Genomic DNA, 16,661 nt, shown 5'->3' with positions numbered 1-16,661 from the left:
CAGGCGTCTCACCGATACAATCCATGGATTGGTCAAGGTTAGCGGGCGCCAACCTTTAGACAGTGTCATCTTAGAATCGTTCTTGATGGGAAGCAATTGATAGTCTTGGCCTGTCCGCCAAAAAGCAGACAAGAATCGACTTTGACGGTCTAGACAAGCTGGCGGACAAACAAAAAACAGTCTGCCATCTCGCGATGACAGACTGTCGAGTGATATTCAAATAGTTGGTTGTTTGTGTTGTTAATGTTGGCGAATGCGCCCTTGTCCTTCTTGCAGGCTGGTAACAACGAAGTCTTGATAGGAAACGTGCAAATACTTGCCGTAAAGATGATAGAACTGCCGTGTGTTTTCCTTCGACGAGATGCAGCTTAGCAGATGCAGACCTTGGCGATCACGATAAACAGCGCCGTAGAATCCCGCCCCTTCAGCACTGATGTTGTCCGGCGCATACAAATACAGCTTCGTGCCAGGCTTCAGGAAATTACTCTCGCCATTATTGTTCAAAGGGTGACTGCGATTGGCCTGTGAATTGACCTCGCCGATCTCCTGGCGAACGAACTGTTCATTCGCCATTTCATCGTCTGCCGCCTTTAAGAAGGTTAGATCCTTCAAATAAACAGCCTGATCTTCCTCGCCATGAATCAGATTCGGACCAATCAAGAGACTGAGCAATACTTCTAACATGAACCCAAGTAACCCAAGTTTTGTCTTTCGTTTCATTTGGCTCATTCCTCCCACTTTTTCAGGCTGACGCCCGCCCACCTGAACGATAACAAGGCTAGATCAACGCGCCCGTGTTGAGATTTTCCGATTTAGGTTTCCGGTTCGGCAGTGCAAAATAAACGCCTTGATATAGTTCATCATAGTGCAATGTTACTTTTTGTCAATGATGGCAAAGCTGGGAGATTGATTGCGTTTTAGCTTGAGGTAATGCGAATATTGTGATATTGCGTTAGCGCCATTTTGAAAGAACAATTTATGAAGCAATTTATCACTCTGGGCGCTTATTACTTGTTATTGGCACAGACAAAGTAGATGCTTCGGTTGAACGAAATATTGGAGCCGCACTTTCGCAGGATTCACCTGTGACTGACGCAATTGGTTCAAGCGAAACATCCAGCGGAAGTAATTGATCAATTTGGTAATTTGTTTGAATTGAGTGTTGAAATTAGGGTTAGTAATGACAAAATAGTCCGTTTCAACAAATTTCTTAAAAAAACGTCAAGCGGTAGCTTTAAATCATCTGAGCTAGGAATAATAAGCTCTACAAAAGCGCAATGGACAGGGGTTTATCATCTGGCACTAATAGCTTATGATGTTTCTTGCACCGCTACTATTCCTAATCAGAGTCTGCATGTAGTGTAGCAGGCTATTGATAGCTAGTGATACCCCAGCCAACCGAATCAAAAATAAAGCTGAAGATAACATAAATATTGAATAACATCGCACACACTAGCACAATGTAGATGATTTTCCGATAATGAGTTACTTTCTTGGTGTACCAGAAAGCAAATGGGCCAACGACCAGTCCAAACGGCGCAATCAGAAAGAGAACGCAAGAAAGAATTAAGAGCAGAATACTCCGGGAATCCTTGGACTGTTCAGTGATGATGACAGGTTCTTTCACAATGGACTGCGCTGAATTGGAATCATTAGAAAGATCGCTGACATTAACTGGCGGTACTGTTGTCGGTTTCTCCGTTTCATTTATTAACTCGTTAAGATTAAATCCATATAGTTTCTCTAATAAGATTAAGTTGTCTAAATCGGGATAACTCTTTCCTGTTTCCCATTGCGAGATAGCCTGGCGGGAAATACCTAATTGTTGGGCGACTTCATCTTGTGATAGTGCTGCCCTTTTGCGATAGAATCGTAACCGTTCCCCTAATTTCATTTATTATTTTCTCCCAATTCTAGAAATTGATATATTTCAATTGTAGCAAACCAAGTATTGTAAATAAAGCGCTTTTGTAGCCGTCGCTTTCCAAGGTTGAAAGGGTAAACAAAGGAGCCACCCGGCAAGTGCGGATGACTCCTTTAATTTTTTTCACGTGGTCAAGCGTTGATAGGTGATGCGCACCACATTCAGTTGACCACCTTAGTGAGGATTGACAATCAGAAACTATTGTTTTTCGATGATACCGTTGCCTTTTTTTAAACTAGCAAGAAAATCATGATAAGATACCGTCAAATAATCTTGGTAGAGAGAAAAGAATCTACGTGCGTTTTCTTCCGTACTTTGACAGATAAGTAATTGATACTTTTCGTTTTTGTCTTTATAGACTGCACCATAAAAACTGGAGTTTTGATCGGTTGCCTCTTTTGGAGCATATAGATAAATCTTTGTTCCTTGGGAAATAAAATTTGATGTGCCATTTGTTTTGAGCTTTTGGGAACGAGGAACTTTCTCGGTGACGACGCCAATCTTTTGATGAATGAATGCCTCATCAATTGTTTCAGCTTGCTCTGAACGGCTGAATGTTAAGTCCCGAAGGTAAACGGCCTCGGTCTGCGGCTTTCGAGTTAACGCGGGAACGACGAGAACTCCGATTAGAAGAAGCAACCCGACCGATAGAAGAATCCATTTTGTCTTCTTTTTCATTATTGAGACCACCTCAATCTTTTTTGATTTACACCTATGAAGATAATCCGATAGCTATTACTCATATACTACCTGGATTTTCTGATTAGTGGTGCTTACATTCTTGACCGTCTGTGTGTTTTGGTAAAAGAAAGCCCCATTATAATGCTTAACGGAAAAAGTCAGCATTTCGAGCACGGTTCCTTTGAAAATTATTCAAGTATGTCTATCTACTTTGTTTTCACCAAAATTGTTATACATGCTTTTGCGGCGAGAACCCACTTTGCTCGAAGCGTCAATAGCAAAGCACTGTGTTACATTGTTAACAACCTGCCCAAATAACATGACCCACCTCACTTTCTTAATCCGATAAGATCATGTTATAAGAAAATGCTGTTACTGAATAGCAACGTGTGCTTGCGAAAGCAATCCTTGCGTCTGCTTGCCCCCGCTCATCGCCTTAATCTGCGTCTAAATGATGTTGTTGAACGCCAACTCAAATCAATCGCCAACGAAAGTCCAAAAAAAGCTGACCACCGTCAAATAAATCAACGATGGTCAGCTTTTTCTAGAAATTAGGGTCTAGAATTCTTGGTGTTGAAAACTATGATCAATTAGTCGATGAAGCGGAATTTGCTCCAAGGTTTAATGAAGTCCAGCAGGATCAATTCTTCAGGTGAGATACTGCCGATCTTGTTCTTGCGGGGTTCTTTGTGCGGTTCGAGCACGATTTGGAGTTCATTCTTGTAAATCCCAAAGTCATCATTACCGACGAGAATATCACCGCGTTGAAATTCTTCGGTGTTATCATGCGGCGCGTTAGGAACGTCTTTGTAAGTAACCCGCGGCATCGTCGAACGGATCACCAAGCTGTTCATATCGCCACGACGGAAATGTTGTGGCTTCAGCGCCACGGTTTTTTCAATGTCATTGACCGCATCCACGAAATCAATGTGGAATTGAACTTGATAGCGATCGATCCGCGCCAAGGCCGCTAATTCGGCCTCAGAAGCGTAAGCATTACCAATGATCACATCGTCAATGCCACCACTGGCGAATAAATGTTTCGCTTGCACTTCGATTGGTAAACGGCGATCCATTTCCAAGGTAGGCAAACCGTCATTAACATTCCATGGACCTTGATCGCCAACTTGGCTAGCAACGAAAGCGGCAGTATGGATGCCAAATTTGCGGAAGCGTTCGGTACATTCCATGAAGAAATCGTAAGGTAACCCAGTCCCAACCTGAGGATAGAAATTATGGCAACCATAAAGGAATGGGGTGTTGGCTTGGTAGCTAATAATGTTGTTAAGGTAATCAACATTATTACTCATATTCAATTCAACGATCAAGCCATAAGGATTATAAGACAGCATCGCTTCAGTCGCGCCGTTGAACCCTTCATCAAGACGGATCCCAGCCACGTGTAAGTCGCTAAAGAATTTCAAATCGTCATAGCTGATCCCCAGTTGTTCGAAAATCCGCGGCGCCACATCGAGAACCGTCGCATAGCCCAACTCATTGCCAACATCAATGATTTTTTGAAATTTATTTTTAGTTTCTTCAACAGAACCCTTGATCTCCAACATACTCATGAAGATCCGGCTGAAACCATATTTGTGGCCCAGTTCTAGATAGGCTTTGTCCGCCTCAAAAGTACTGTGATCAGGATAAATCGATAAGCCTAATTGTCGCATTGTCATAATCAATAATCTCCTTCGTTGATTTTTGCCAGCGGTAGTCATTTGATCCGACCGCAGAGACAGCTTATTTACAAAAAACATTATACACCAGAATCAATTGAGAAACCGCTGTAATACTTGAAATAAAGGCGTTCAAACGCCCATTTGACCCGGAAAACGATAACTGGTTTAGGTCGCTTGATTCCAAACGAAGACAAGCTAGTTGCTATAAGATGTCGGGAAAAATGATATTGGTATATACCGATTTCGGGCGTGAAAAATTTTTTTATTTCGTTTGCCACCGTGACCAGAAAATAGCCCCGCGTGCATTGTTAGTCTGAACAACAAATGCAGAAATATCAGGATAAACTTGACGCAGTCGATTTACGAGCGTTTGTCGATAAAATGCATTGTGAACTAAAACAGAACCGGAAAGAGCAATCTTCTTCGGAATTGGCTGTTCATAGCGATCAAAAAGACCCAAGGCTTCGGTCGCCAACGCCTCTGCTTGAAGGGATAGCGCGTCAGTAGCATCTTGTATCCCGTGCTCAGAGGCGGCGGCAATCTCCTCTGCGATTGCCGCGATATCTTTTCTAGAGGTCGAATAATAATTTCTAACAGCCTGCTTGACATCAGCAGCATTCAACGAAATCAGTATCGTTGGTAACAAGTTACTCTCTTTCCCCAAGTCGTGATGTTGCAGGATAATTCTCATTGCTTGTTCCGTAATCTTATAGGCGCTCCCAGTATCGCCGAGAAGATTACCCCAGCCACCACAGCGAATCAACTGGCGCTGCTGACGACCATAGATAACTGATCCCGTTCCAGCAATGATCAATGTGCCATCATGCCCTTTAAGACCATTCAGCAATGCTAACTGGGCATCGCTGATTACATATGTTTTAGTACCAAACTCGGCGCCTATTTCTTGTGCTATATTCTCAGAATTTCCCGTTGTTTCAACACCCGCAATTCCGATCAAAATATAATCACAATTGTCGGGTAACAATTTATGGAATAGCTGATTCAATACATCTCTCAAATCGGCAATTGTTTCTTGCGGATTAAGCAAAATATTACCAACGCCGCCATACGCTTCTGCCGCAACCTCACCTTGCTTATCAAAAGCCTGACCGACAATATGAGTCCCCCCACTGTCGATGCCAATAATAAATGACATGGTTACCATCTCCATATGAAAATATTGAAATTAATTATGCGAAAAGAGGCTCGGCCATAATTGCCAATCTAAAAATAAAGACGATCGAACATTCTGTTTTCCTTGGGAATGTTCGATCTTTTTTCTTTTTTTCGGCCAGATCTATTTTTGGGGTACACAAATAGAGCGCCATAAAACGCTCAAATTTTGCCAATAGGTTGTCATTGCTTAATAATGACTTCGTCAGTTTTTTTAGGTTAGCGGCCATAAACACCAATCCCATTTCGTTATTGGTTGCCCGTTTTCCACGTACTGAGAAGCGCATAAAATTCATGTTCGTTTTAATATTCCCAAAAACTGGTTCAACTTCAAACTTCCGTTTGGCGAAGATCGAAGCAGTCTTGTCTGCACTGAGGTTAGATTTGACGGAATTCTTCAGATCCTCCCAGTGTGGGTTAACGCTGATACGACGGAGGTTACCACCATCTGTATTCGCGTAGTAATAGAGCTCAGGTGTATCTGCATTAACTGCTGTATATTCTACGAAGTGCCTCGTTGTCCCGTATTTATCTGTTCGATAGTAGTCCCGATGTTTTTCAAATTGGACGCCGTGATCATCGGTATAACGGTCTAAAGTCTTTTCATATAACCAGTTTTGACGCTTCGACATATCCTTCCGATATTTACGTGAGAGCTCTTTTAAGTACATTGTGTACGGAATGAGTGGAATACCTCCGTACTCATCAATGACGTAATCATAGTTAGATTCACTACCATATCCTGCATCAGCAACGATATAGTTAAAGTGGTGATCGACCTGTTCAAGGAAAGGTACAAGCGTTCGCTGGTCTGTGGGCCGTTGGCAGACGTAATAGTAGAGTACATACTGGCACTGCGTGCCGATTTGGACATTGTATCCTGGCTTGAGCTGACCATTCATCATCGGATCTTCTTTCATGCGCATAAAAGTGGCATCATGGTCAGTTTTTGAGAAGCTATTTCGATCACCGAAAAGGTGACGAGCCTCAACATACTTAGTTTTACGCGGAATGAGGTCTTTTTTCAGTGTATGAAGGTAGTGCTTGTACTTTCGTCTAAGCCGCTTATTTGGTGAGCCGCCAGGCTTGACCGCCTCGGAATCGATGGCCGTTGTCAGCTCTGCGACCTTCTGTTCCAATTGAGATGCGGCGCTTTTCATCTTATTGAGAATATCAGGGTCATCAGCGTCAACATTGAGATTGATATTATTTTGAATGAGTTCATCAAATAATTCATTGGCTTTCTGATCGAGGATGGGTTCATAGCGTTCCACAGAGGCACGCCAAACGAAGCTATACTTATTCGCATCGGCCAGGATCTTTGTACCATCAATAAAAAGCGCCTCATCTGTAATCAAGTTAAGTTGCTGGAGCATGAAGCGAAAGTGCAGAAACATTTGCTTAATTAATGTCGCCGCGGTATTGGATGACCTAAAACGATTGATCGTTCGGGCACTGGGAGTGACATCGGGATCACCAATGAGCCATTTCATCGGAATATTTTCTTCCGCCATTTCCCTTAGCTTTGACGCGGAAGTAACATTACGCAAATAGCCAAATAGTAACATTTTAAGTAATAAGCGAGGATCATACGGCCGCTGGCCGCGTTGAGCGTTTACCCTTTGTGGGATAAGATCATCCGGAATAGAGTCCACAAACAAGCTAATAATGCGAACAACGTGTTGATCGTTGACTTTAATTTCAAGGGGGGATTGATAAAGTGGTTTGATTATTGTTATACTGTTTAAACATAGAGACCAACTCCTGACACTTATTTTTTTCGTCGAATTTAAGGTTACCAGAAGATGGTTTCTATGCCTACATAAAAAGCCCCAAAATTCCGAAAAAGTTCGGAATTTTGGGGCTTTTATTTTTGAAACTAGAATTGTGTCCTAGCCTCTTCTTCTATCTAACAATACCTCGAATAAAACCACCATTTTTTTCAATCAGCTCGCGGGCACGCGTTGGACTGATATCCCGCAACAAGGCAACGATGGCAACCTTTGTACTACCATTAGCTTTCTTCAATTCACTTAAAGCTACCGAACTACTAACACCAGTCGTATCCTTAATAATTCTAATCGCCCTGTCTATTAGTTTTTCATTAGTCGCATGCAAATCAACCATCAAATTACCGTAAACTTTACCTACTTTTATCATGCTTACCGTTGATAACATGTTCAGAACCATTTTCTGAGCAGATCCAGCCTTCAATCTTGTCGATCCTGTTAGGATTTCTGGCCCTACATTTAATTCAACACAATTCTGAGTAATCTTAGCTATCTCGGTATTTCTATTACATGTAATACCAGCAAGACTTGCGTTAATCTCTTTTGCATAATTAATCGCACCAATAACATACGGCGTCCTACCACTGGCTGTAATGCCAACAACCGTATCCATTTCAGTTAGATTAATCTTTTTTAAATCCTCACGTCCCAACGCTTCGGAGTCTTCTGCTCCTTCCTGCGCATGAAACATCGCCTGAGGGCCACCGGCAATCAAAGCAATTATCTCAGACTCGCCTGCTCCGAAGGTTGGTTCACATTCAACCGCATCTAGGACACCTAATCGTCCACTTGTTCCAGCACCGATATAAACTAAGCGACCAGAATTATTTAGTGAATAAACAATATCGTCAACAACTTTCTTAATGGTTCTTAGTTGTGACCCAACAACTCGACTAATTAAAGCATCTTCGGTATTCATTTCTGAAAGGATTTCTGAAGTCGACATTTCATCTAGCGACATTGTTTTAGGATTTGATTTTTCTGTTGACAAGTCTTCTAACACACTTTATATCTCCTTAAATCCAACTCACAACTAGTCAACCACTTCAAAATTAAAATGCGACCAGGGTTTTAGATAATCCAACAAATAAACGTCATCCGAATCAATTCGACCAACCACATTGATTCTGCCATTATTAGGGAAACTCCTTAAAGCAATTTGTGTTTCTCCTTTATATTGACCGTATCCGTTATTATCAATCAATACATCGCCTTTTTGAATTGTAGCATTACAGTTGTGAGCAGGAAAATCTCTATCTCTGTACTTCACCCTAGTCAGAGTTGATCGAATCAGATAATCTGATACGTCTCCCCGATAATAATGTAAATTCTCGGTTAAAACCTCTTGCTCTAACGAAGTTATTCCCTTTTCAATATTGACCTTAAGCGAAGGATAAGGCGCACTCATGCAATCCGATATTTTTTTTAGTTCTATCTGACTTGCAAACGCATTGCCTATCAGTACATCATTTACTGAATTTGTTAATTGATAAAATTTAAATTGGGAATCAATTGATAAATCTCGATGCAACTCAAGTGTACATAGCCCTTCATTCATAATTGCGGCACCTTGCTTTCCAACTTGGGAAGTAATAAACGCCGCCGAATTAACACTGCATTGATGGTAAACATCATTACAATAATCAAAGTGTTCCTTGCTTAATCCGGTATATCTATGCGGATAAAAGTTATGTGATCCCATCAAATTCTCAATTTTTGGATTATATTGCAGTATTTGCCGAATTCGTTCCGGTGTTGAGCTCATACCAATCTCAATCTTCAAATCATACGGATTGTATGTCATTTGAGCTTCTTCCTTACCGGTAAAGCCTTGGTCTAACCTTATTCCCCATGCACCCATATCCTTAAAAAAAGAGAGATCATTATAAGAAATGTCAAGTTTCTTAAACAGCCTAGGGTTAATATCTATTTCAACTTCTAGCCCTAACTTCTTTGCAAACAAGTTTATCTCTTTAAATTCATTTAAAGTTTGATTGTCATTGAGTTCTAGCAGGGAGGTAAAGACTCTTTTGAATCCTAATTTTCTCGCAACTTCCAGATACTGTTTATTTTCCTCAAAACTTGCTCTATTGGGATATATTGAAATCCCTATTTTATTTACCATTTTTGTCCTCTATAATCCGAATACTTTTCTTAAATTTACTCAGAGAGTCATGTGTCTGTTCCAACATCTGGACCGAATCATATTCGAAAAGATTTACGTATCTGTAAAAAATAATATTTATCAAAAAGAATTGGGCCGAAAGTGATATTGTCGCTGCAATTCGGTACTCGCCCTCAAACGTCAATGCGGTTTGAAGTTGGTAGTCACCAATTTTTGACAATGAGTTATTTGAGGGTCCCGTTAACGTGGCAATCTGTATTCCGTGTGATTTCGCATATTTTGCAGCGTATATTAAATCCGGCGATTCTCCCGAGTCAGAAATCAGAAATAGCAAAGCCGGCTTTTTTGCTGTAACCATTTGTGTTAACAACATATTTAAGTCAGGTGAATACTGTAATCTTTTCCCGATTCTGTTCCACTTTTGAACCATATTCTCCGCAGATAATGCTGATGCCCCAACACCAAAAATGAATACTTCGTTTGCTTCAAACATCGTCTTACAAACATTTTCGGCCACACTACTCTCAAGTCTAGCAATTGTGCCCTGATAAGCCTTTAATGTGTTATTCATTAATTTATCAGCAATCCCATCAATACTGTCGGATTTCTCCAAATCCTTATAGAATATATCATCAATCTCGCTGGTGTTTTTTCCCTTCAAGGCCGATGAAGCAACCGCTGATGACAGCATTATCTTGAACTCTGAAAAGCTCTTAACATTAAGCACTTTATAGAATCGGTTGACTGTCGTTGTGCTAACTCTCACCTCTGAAGCAATTTGATCAATTGTCATTGTAACCGCTTGTTGAGGGTTGTGTAGAATGAAATCCGCGACCTTTCGTTCTGAAGCCGACATCAATTTATCTGATTGAGCAATCATTTTTAGGACATCCATAATCAGTCACCCTTCGATAAATTACTTTTTTTGGATTTTGATATTGTTCTTATTACCCGCCTCCATCAACGTAAGCCGTTTTCTAAAAACGGAATTCAGTTTCAAATAAAGTACGAATAACGACAGCGCAAGTATAAAAACTGAAATAAGCCGTAATGTTTCTTTCGATGAAACGATGATTCCAATTCCAGAAAGAACAAATAATAATGAATACGTGACATAAAACGTGATCGGAGTCTTCATCAAAAACTTTGATTTATATAATAGCGACCCAACGACCAATACCATTAAAAAGAAGAGCAACATTCCAAAAAAATTCATAAAATTGTCTCCAATCATTTAATGGAGAACGTCTTTTCGCCATCAACGTCTTCGATATCTGCTACTTCCACTTTGGTCACTTTAAAAAATTGGTTGCCCTTAGAAACTTGCTCAACGAACTTTAATAGCTTGTCTTGATTTGCTTGTGCTTCAACAGTGATTTTTTGTGAGTCCTTTTTTGCAAACCCACGCACACCGTTCAGTGTAGCAATCTGCTGAGCAAAATATTTGGCCCCACCAAAGGATGTATCACCATATAACAGAATTCGTTTTCTCATTGTAGCTACCTTCCCAATGCGTCCTGAACTTCTTTCAACAATTTCTTCCCGCCTAGTGGTGAATATGCCATTGGCTCAATTTGAACTGCCGGAATATTATGAGCATCTGCATACTCTTTCATAATGGAATACCGATGCTTAATTTGTGGTGCAACCAAAAGCACATCAAACTTTGTCTTATTCAGTGCCTTCTCCACAAGTTGAGTACTCACTGCCTGTGCGTCAAGATCTACATTTTGTTTCTTAGCTTCCTCAAGAAGCGCCTTCTCTGCGATGGCACTTGACATACCCTGCGAACAAACAAATAATACTTGAATCATTATGCCTCTACCTCTCCACTTTCTTTTTTCAGCATTTCACGATCATAAACCTTAACAAATGGATAATATAACGCCAAATAGATAAAGAAGTTAATTGTAACTAGAACAATGGCTCGCCAATCACCGTTCGTCATAAAATATGTTTTTAAAGGTGAAGGTATTGTAAACGGAACAATAACCGATGCATTATTGACTAACTTAAAGTGTAACGCAAACCAAGCCAAGCTTGAAGTAATAAACGGTCCTACAATAAATGGAATCGCCAAAATCGGATTCAATACTGTTGGTGCACCAAACATAATAGGCTCATTTATATTAAACAAACCGGGAACAAAAGATAATCTACCAATTTGTTTTAAATACGAAGATTTGCACGTAAACATAAACAAGAGACAAAGTGCTAATGTACCACCGGCACCACCAACCCAAACAAACGAGTAGAAACCTTCAACGCCAATATTGGGTGCCACTTTACCTGCGGCCACTGCATCCATATTCTCTTGAAGCAATACAAGCCAGAATGGGCGTAAAATCGAACCAATAACTGAAACGCCGTGAACACCTGCCGACCAGAGTAATGCAATTAATAGAGTTGGAATAACAACACCAAGGTACGAGTTCATTCCAAGATCCATAATTGGCTTAAAGGCATCCATAATTATCTTATTTAGGTTAATATTTCCAACGGCCGTTATTAGCCACATGATCGTTATGGAAACACCACCAGGAATAATTGCTGCAAACGAACGAGAAACAGATTCCGGAACCTGTTCGGGCATCTTGATTGTAATGTTTTTATTTTTGCAAAAACGCATGATTTCAACGGCCATGATGGCTGACAGGATAGCAATAAACATACCAGAGCCACCAGTATACGTCATTGGCAGTACAAAGCCTAACGCAGTCTTCGGCTTTTCTGTAAGTGATGCCATAACAGGGAGGTTTGACATTAAGAAAGTCCCCATTGACAAGATACCACCTGAAAGTGAGTCTAGTTCATACGATTCTGCTAAATAGTAGCCAACACCATAGGCTACATAAACCGCCATTAGTCCGACGCTAATCCGATATGGGAGCATTACCATTTGGACATATGGCGCGATAAACTTTGTCCATGCTGCAATTGGAAACTGTGCAATCAGGCAAAACAAGCTACCAAGCATTATGAGTGGCATCGTAGAAACAATACCATCACGAATAGCACGCAAATATCGAACTTCAGATAATTTTGCCATCGGTGGCATTAATTTATCTTCAACCCATTTTAAAAAATTACTCATTCTTAAATTCACTCCTTAGGCCCTGATACATATTTATAATAATTTCGGCTAGATTACGTACCTCAATTGCTGACATCACATGATCCTGTGCGTGAACATCGATTAGGTTAACTGGATCAACCTCTTTCCCATCGACTAAGTTCTGAATATCTTCAACTTGAATATCGTGAGTCTTTCCTAAAATATCATCAGCATCTTTAAGCAGTTCTTTTGCCCGCTGATAATCCCCCTTTTGTGCCACCTCAATTGCCTCATACGCGGATGATTTTGCCGACCCCGCAAGTGATATCAAGTTGAATTGCTTAACCAAATCTTCTTCTTTCATGAACAGCCTCCTAAGCCTTAGTAAAGCGCCTTCAATAGTCAGTTTAGCACTTTGTAGGAAAAATACAATATGATTTTGATAAAATAAAAAAAAAGTACAAAACAGATTGATTTACTCGCCATCATAGGTAGAATAAGAATAATGATAAGCTTACAAGGAGAGGTTATATGCTTAAATTAACATTGCCAGAAATTGCTATACGCTTAATTATTGCTACTTTTCTAGCCGGATTGATTGGCTATGATCGAGAACAAAAAAATCATCCTGCTGGAATTAGGACGCATATTTTAGTTTGTGTGGGGGCGTGTCTGCTTGCCTTAATACAACAAGGAATTGTCACCGAAACGTTATCAATTTCTAAAGACCTTCCTGCATTTTCGGGAATCATTCGATCCGACCCAGCAAGATTGATCGCCCAGGCAGTAAGCGGGATAGGTTTTTTGGGCGCGGGAACAATTGTCGTTACTCGTCACTCTATTATGGGTCTCACAACTGCTGCATCACTTTGGGCAACGATGGGTTTAGGCCTAGCAACTGGAATGGGGTTTTATGATATTGCACTAGTTGGCACTTCAATTGTTTTACTGGTACTTGTAATTTTAAAAAAGGTAATAAGAATTAGGACATTCAAGAAAATGGAATTAAAATATGTAAATAGAAAAGAAACCATCTTCTTTTTGAATCAGTACTTTAAGGATAAGAAAATTCTCATCGATAATTCCAGCTTTCGTGCCGACTCATCGCCATCATCAAATATTTGTACAAGTATTTATTTCCTAGATTTACCTAAAGGAGTCGCTTTTTCTGATATAGTCTCTGATCTTTCCATGAATATGGATATCTTACAGGTTCGGTTCATCAATATCTAAAGTCCCAGTAACACCCCTATGCACTTTTCGCAAAAAACAAAAAACGACCATCTACGACCAAATGGACGAGGATGATCCTCCACAGCTAAATCAATAGAGAATTCCCAGAAACAAAAAAAGGGGGACAAGGAATCAACGCTCATTCCTTGTCCCTTTTCACTGTGTTCCTTTTTCAAAAATTTATAACTTCTTTACTTTACAAGAAAATCGTCCGCAAATCGTTCAAAACTACTCAGGATCTTTTGAGCCGACTTTCTGCTTTGCCCATGCGCGGATAAATAAATTTTTATCTTGGGCTCGGTCCCTGATGGACGAATTGCAATCCACGAATTATTCTCAACCACTAGCTTAATAACATCCGATTTGGGTAGATCGATCATCACTGTCCGATTATTTACGATGTCCAAACAGTGCGACGTCTCAAAATCCTCTATCTTCTCCACACTTAAATCAGCAATTTTTTCAGGAACTTCAACTCGTAACTGATCTAATTTTTTGATGAATTTTTGTTTATCGTGCTCGGTCACAAATGTTTTAGTGATCAACTTTTCTTGATAGTAACCATACTCTAGATAGAGGTCTTCTAACCGATCAACCAGTGTTTTCCCATGTCGCTTCAATTCTAAAGAAATTTCGGATATCAGTAAAGCAGCCTGTATTGAATCCTTATCACGAACATAAGGCTCGATCAGATACCCATAGCTTTCTTCATAGCCAAACAAATATTGGTCACGGCTGTGTTCTTGTTCGATTTCTTCAATCTGTTCACCTATAAACTTAAAGCCCGTCAAGGTCTCTCTGACATTGCAGCCATTGCTCCGAGCAATGTCGGCGCCTAAATCAGAGGTGACAACCGTCTTAACAACTTGGTATTGATGTGTCTCCTTTTGCTTGTCAGATAAATTTCGAGTTAAATAATCAATCATCAAAGCGCCAACTTGATTACCCGTCAACAATCGATACTCGCCTGTGGTCTGTCTCACGGCAACACCCATTCGATCAGCGTCAGGATCAGTCGCTATCAATATATCGGCCTTTTCCTTCTTTCCCATTTCAATTGCGAGCTCAAATGCGCTTGGAAATTCCGGATTAGGATATTCAACCGTTGAAAAATTAGGATCGGCGAGCATTTGCTTCTCAACTGGCATCACCTGAGTAAAACCGGCCATTGCTAATCCGGTAGTCACGAGTTTACCGCCAGTACCATGTAATGGCGTGTAAACGATTTTTAATTGATCTCCAAATTTATGTGTCAGTTCCGAATTACGCGTGACTGTTTTTAGTTTTTTTAAGTACTCTGCTTCGATCTCGCCGTCAAGAATTTTTAATCGTTTATTTGCTGTAAGGGCTGTTTCAACAGGGAGGTGTAAAGGATCTTGGTATTTCTGAATACGTTGGACAATCTGTGTGGCCGCTTCTAAGGTGATTTGTCCACCATCAGCATCATAGACCTTATAACCATTGTAGATTGCCGGGTTGTGACTGGCCGTAATCATAATACCATTATTAGCCGAGAAGTGACGAACCAAGAATGACAGCTCAGGCGTGGGCATAATATGATCGGCTAAATAAACCGTGATTCCCTGTCGAATTAAGATATTTGCTGCAACATTTGCAAAATCACGTGAATGATGACGGGTGTCATACCCGATCACAACACTTTTATTCGATCGTGTACTAACTTCATTAATATAATCAGCTAATCCACTGGTTGCTCTTGCAATCGTATATAGATTCAATTTTGCCGTACCTACACCCAGCTTTGCACGAATGCCACCAGTCCCAAAGCTCGCATAATCTGCAAAACTAGTTTTTAAATCTGCTTCATTCTTAAGCTCTGCCAAATCGCGCTTCAACTCGGGATTTAGTGCTTCAAAGCTGCGCCATTTCTCAACTTCTTCTTGCCAATCAGCCAATTTGATCACCTAGCAATTCTTTCAAAACCTCTTTCAACGAGAATCGACAACCTGCAACCGAAGTGTCGGCAACACCGTAATACATGGTTATTTCATCACCACGCTGAACGTAGCCACAACCAAAGACGACTTCTCCGAAGAAGCCTTCCTTTTCATAGATTGCTTCAGGCTCTAGAATTGGATTCTGTAAACGAGCAATGATTTTCGTTGGGTCGTCTAAATCCAGTAGCATCGCCCCCATACAATATCTAGATGATTTATCCGCGGCATGATAGATTTCAAGCCAGCCATACTTAGTCTTGATTGGAGGCAGGCCAGCACCCACGCGGCCATTATCCCAACCTTTTTCAGAACCGGCAAATAGCCAGTGATGATCTCCAAATGAATGCAGTTCCGGTGATGAGCTGATCCAAACATCATTGTGACCCGTCGACTTAACAGTGGGGCGATTCAATGCATAATAGCGTTGTTTGATTTTCTCAGGAAAAAGCACAACATCTTTGTTATCAGGATTGAAGATAATGGCTTCATGCTGATATGATTCAAAATTACTAGTGGAAATCAATTCAACACAGATTCCACGCGGAGAAACAGAACTGAAATTCAAATAGTACTTGTCTCCGATTTTTGTACACCGTGCATCTTCAATCCCATATGTTTCATACTCATTGTGTGGATATACAAAGGCATGATCTTCAATGGAAAAATTAACGCCATCTGTACTTCTAGCCAACCGCAAATATGATAACGATGTCAGATATTTAAAATCATGGTTCACATTAGCTTCTTTGACTACACGACTATCACTCGTGTCGAAACGACCATCACGATTTGATTCTGTAATAACCTGGGTTGTTTTCGTCTGGCAATTATAAACAGGAATCAAGATTTTATTTTCATCCTTATTCACAGGACGCTCAGCCACTCTCAAAACTAAGATTGTTTCGTCGTTATATTGCGCCACTGCCGCATTAAAAGCTCCAATAACCTCGAAACCATCATTGATTGGTTTGACATCTTCAGGTGAAATAATTGGATTAGCCGTAAATCTTTCTATTTTGACCATAATAAAACCTACTCCT

General features: G+C 40.5%; 17 protein-coding genes. 2 read left to right on the top strand and 15 right to left on the bottom strand.

The window, feature by feature from the left end; translation table 11 throughout:
* Positions 1-240 precede the first annotated feature (240 nt).
* Complete coding sequence (locus tag EKM94_RS03460; protein WP_125597540.1) at positions 241-720, bottom strand: hypothetical protein; 480 nt, start codon at positions 718-720, stop codon at positions 241-243.
* Positions 721-1,098: 378 nt separating this feature from the next.
* On the opposite strand from EKM94_RS03460, the gene EKM94_RS03455 reads away from it, so the two are divergent.
* Positions 1,099-1,365, top strand: coding sequence for a hypothetical protein (locus tag EKM94_RS03455; RefSeq protein WP_125597537.1), 267 nt, complete (start codon positions 1,099-1,101; stop codon positions 1,363-1,365).
* A 4-nt stretch (positions 1,366-1,369) separates the two neighbouring features.
* Here EKM94_RS03455 and EKM94_RS03450 read toward each other — a convergent pair whose 3' ends face one another.
* The 12 genes from EKM94_RS03450 to EKM94_RS03395 all read right to left on the bottom strand — a co-directional run bounded on the left by EKM94_RS03450 (position 1,370) and on the right by EKM94_RS03395 (position 12,794).
* Complete coding sequence (locus EKM94_RS03450) at positions 1,370-1,894, bottom strand: helix-turn-helix domain-containing protein (protein ID WP_125597534.1); 525 nt, start codon at positions 1,892-1,894, stop codon at positions 1,370-1,372.
* Between the two features lie 228 nt (positions 1,895-2,122).
* Positions 2,123-2,602 (bottom strand): hypothetical protein, encoded by a 480-nt coding sequence (locus EKM94_RS03445; RefSeq protein WP_125597531.1) that lies wholly within the window; start codon positions 2,600-2,602, stop codon positions 2,123-2,125.
* A gap of 593 nt (positions 2,603-3,195) precedes the next feature.
* On the bottom strand, positions 3,196-4,284 hold the full coding sequence (locus EKM94_RS03440; protein ID WP_125597528.1) for a DUF871 domain-containing protein: 1,089 nt from the start codon (positions 4,282-4,284) through the stop codon (positions 3,196-3,198).
* Between the two features lie 265 nt (positions 4,285-4,549).
* Positions 4,550-5,443 (bottom strand): BadF/BadG/BcrA/BcrD ATPase family protein, encoded by an 894-nt coding sequence (locus EKM94_RS03435; protein WP_164511091.1) that lies wholly within the window; start codon positions 5,441-5,443, stop codon positions 4,550-4,552.
* 34 nt (positions 5,444-5,477) lie between these two features.
* Positions 5,478-7,160 carry an IS1182 family transposase gene (locus EKM94_RS03430; RefSeq protein ID WP_225422155.1) on the bottom strand — a complete coding sequence of 561 codons (1,683 nt, stop codon included), beginning with the start codon at positions 7,158-7,160 and terminating at the stop codon, positions 5,478-5,480.
* A 205-nt stretch (positions 7,161-7,365) separates the two neighbouring features.
* Complete coding sequence (gene murQ, locus EKM94_RS03425) at positions 7,366-8,253, bottom strand: N-acetylmuramic acid 6-phosphate etherase (RefSeq protein ID WP_125597519.1); 888 nt, start codon at positions 8,251-8,253, stop codon at positions 7,366-7,368.
* A gap of 30 nt (positions 8,254-8,283) precedes the next feature.
* Positions 8,284-9,375 (bottom strand): DUF871 domain-containing protein, encoded by a 1,092-nt coding sequence (locus tag EKM94_RS03420; RefSeq protein WP_125597516.1) that lies wholly within the window; start codon positions 9,373-9,375, stop codon positions 8,284-8,286.
* The gene (locus tag EKM94_RS03415; RefSeq protein WP_125597513.1) at positions 9,365-10,270 is read right to left on the bottom strand and encodes a MurR/RpiR family transcriptional regulator; all 906 of its coding nucleotides are present in this window, start codon (positions 10,268-10,270) and stop codon (positions 9,365-9,367) included. The genes EKM94_RS03420 and EKM94_RS03415 overlap by 11 nt, the downstream gene beginning before the upstream one ends.
* Before the next feature lie 335 nt (positions 10,271-10,605).
* A complete protein-coding gene (locus tag EKM94_RS03410; protein WP_125597510.1) occupies positions 10,606-10,869 on the bottom strand; it encodes an acylphosphatase in 264 nt (87 codons plus the stop codon).
* 5 nt (positions 10,870-10,874) lie between these two features.
* Positions 10,875-11,189, bottom strand: a complete 315-nt coding sequence (locus tag EKM94_RS03405; RefSeq protein ID WP_164511090.1) for a PTS sugar transporter subunit IIB — start codon at positions 11,187-11,189, stop codon at positions 10,875-10,877.
* Positions 11,189-12,469, bottom strand: coding sequence for a PTS sugar transporter subunit IIC (locus EKM94_RS03400; RefSeq protein ID WP_125597507.1), 1,281 nt, complete (start codon positions 12,467-12,469; stop codon positions 11,189-11,191). The genes EKM94_RS03405 and EKM94_RS03400 overlap by 1 nt, the downstream gene beginning before the upstream one ends.
* Positions 12,462-12,794 (bottom strand): PTS lactose/cellobiose transporter subunit IIA, encoded by a 333-nt coding sequence (locus EKM94_RS03395; RefSeq protein ID WP_125597505.1) that lies wholly within the window; start codon positions 12,792-12,794, stop codon positions 12,462-12,464. The genes EKM94_RS03400 and EKM94_RS03395 overlap by 8 nt, the downstream gene beginning before the upstream one ends.
* 167 nt (positions 12,795-12,961) lie before the next feature.
* Here EKM94_RS03395 and EKM94_RS03390 point away from each other — a divergent pair, with 167 nt between their 5' ends.
* Complete coding sequence (locus EKM94_RS03390) at positions 12,962-13,663, top strand: MgtC/SapB family protein (RefSeq protein ID WP_125597502.1); 702 nt, start codon at positions 12,962-12,964, stop codon at positions 13,661-13,663.
* Between the two features lie 191 nt (positions 13,664-13,854).
* On the opposite strand, the gene EKM94_RS03385 is transcribed toward EKM94_RS03390, so the two are convergent.
* Both EKM94_RS03385 and EKM94_RS03380 read right to left on the bottom strand, forming a co-directional pair.
* On the bottom strand, positions 13,855-15,579 hold the full coding sequence (locus tag EKM94_RS03385; RefSeq protein ID WP_164511089.1) for a phospho-sugar mutase: 1,725 nt from the start codon (positions 15,577-15,579) through the stop codon (positions 13,855-13,857).
* Positions 15,572-16,645 (bottom strand): glycoside hydrolase family 130 protein, encoded by a 1,074-nt coding sequence (locus tag EKM94_RS03380; protein ID WP_125597496.1) that lies wholly within the window; start codon positions 16,643-16,645, stop codon positions 15,572-15,574. Before EKM94_RS03380 ends, EKM94_RS03385 begins: the two co-directional genes overlap by 8 nt.
* Between the last annotated feature and the right edge of the window lie 16 nt (positions 16,646-16,661).

This window comes from Lapidilactobacillus achengensis, assembly GCF_003946655.1.
Classification (GTDB): Bacteria; Bacillota; Bacilli; order Lactobacillales; family Lactobacillaceae; genus Lapidilactobacillus; species Lapidilactobacillus achengensis.
Note: the sequence above shows the minus strand (reverse complement) of the source record. Positions and strands in the feature narration are given on the sequence as shown.

Excerpts from the sequence above, each read along its gene's own strand:
- EKM94_RS03415 (WP_125597513.1), bottom strand. The coding sequence starts at position 10,270 with ATGGATGTCCTAAAAATGATTGCTCAATCAGATAAATTGATGTCGGCT.
- EKM94_RS03445 (WP_125597531.1), bottom strand. The coding sequence starts at position 2,602 with ATGAAAAAGAAGACAAAATGGATTCTTCTATCGGTCGGGTTGCTTCTT.
- EKM94_RS03390 (WP_125597502.1), top strand. The coding sequence starts at position 12,962 with ATGCTTAAATTAACATTGCCAGAAATTGCTATACGCTTAATTATTGCT.
- EKM94_RS03460 (WP_125597540.1), bottom strand. The coding sequence starts at position 720 with ATGAAACGAAAGACAAAACTTGGGTTACTTGGGTTCATGTTAGAAGTA.
- EKM94_RS03410 (WP_125597510.1), bottom strand. The coding sequence starts at position 10,869 with ATGAGAAAACGAATTCTGTTATATGGTGATACATCCTTTGGTGGGGCC.
- EKM94_RS03395 (WP_125597505.1), bottom strand. The coding sequence starts at position 12,794 with ATGAAAGAAGAAGATTTGGTTAAGCAATTCAACTTGATATCACTTGCG.
- EKM94_RS03400 (WP_125597507.1), bottom strand. The coding sequence starts at position 12,469 with ATGAGTAATTTTTTAAAATGGGTTGAAGATAAATTAATGCCACCGATG.
- EKM94_RS03450 (WP_125597534.1), bottom strand. The coding sequence starts at position 1,894 with ATGAAATTAGGGGAACGGTTACGATTCTATCGCAAAAGGGCAGCACTA.
- EKM94_RS03380 (WP_125597496.1), bottom strand. The coding sequence starts at position 16,645 with ATGGTCAAAATAGAAAGATTTACGGCTAATCCAATTATTTCACCTGAA.
- EKM94_RS03420 (WP_125597516.1), bottom strand. The coding sequence starts at position 9,375 with ATGGTAAATAAAATAGGGATTTCAATATATCCCAATAGAGCAAGTTTT.
- EKM94_RS03440 (WP_125597528.1), bottom strand. The coding sequence starts at position 4,284 with ATGACAATGCGACAATTAGGCTTATCGATTTATCCTGATCACAGTACT.
- EKM94_RS03435 (WP_164511091.1), bottom strand. The coding sequence starts at position 5,443 with ATGTCATTTATTATTGGCATCGACAGTGGGGGGACTCATATTGTCGGT.
- EKM94_RS03405 (WP_164511090.1), bottom strand. The coding sequence starts at position 11,189 with ATGATTCAAGTATTATTTGTTTGTTCGCAGGGTATGTCAAGTGCCATC.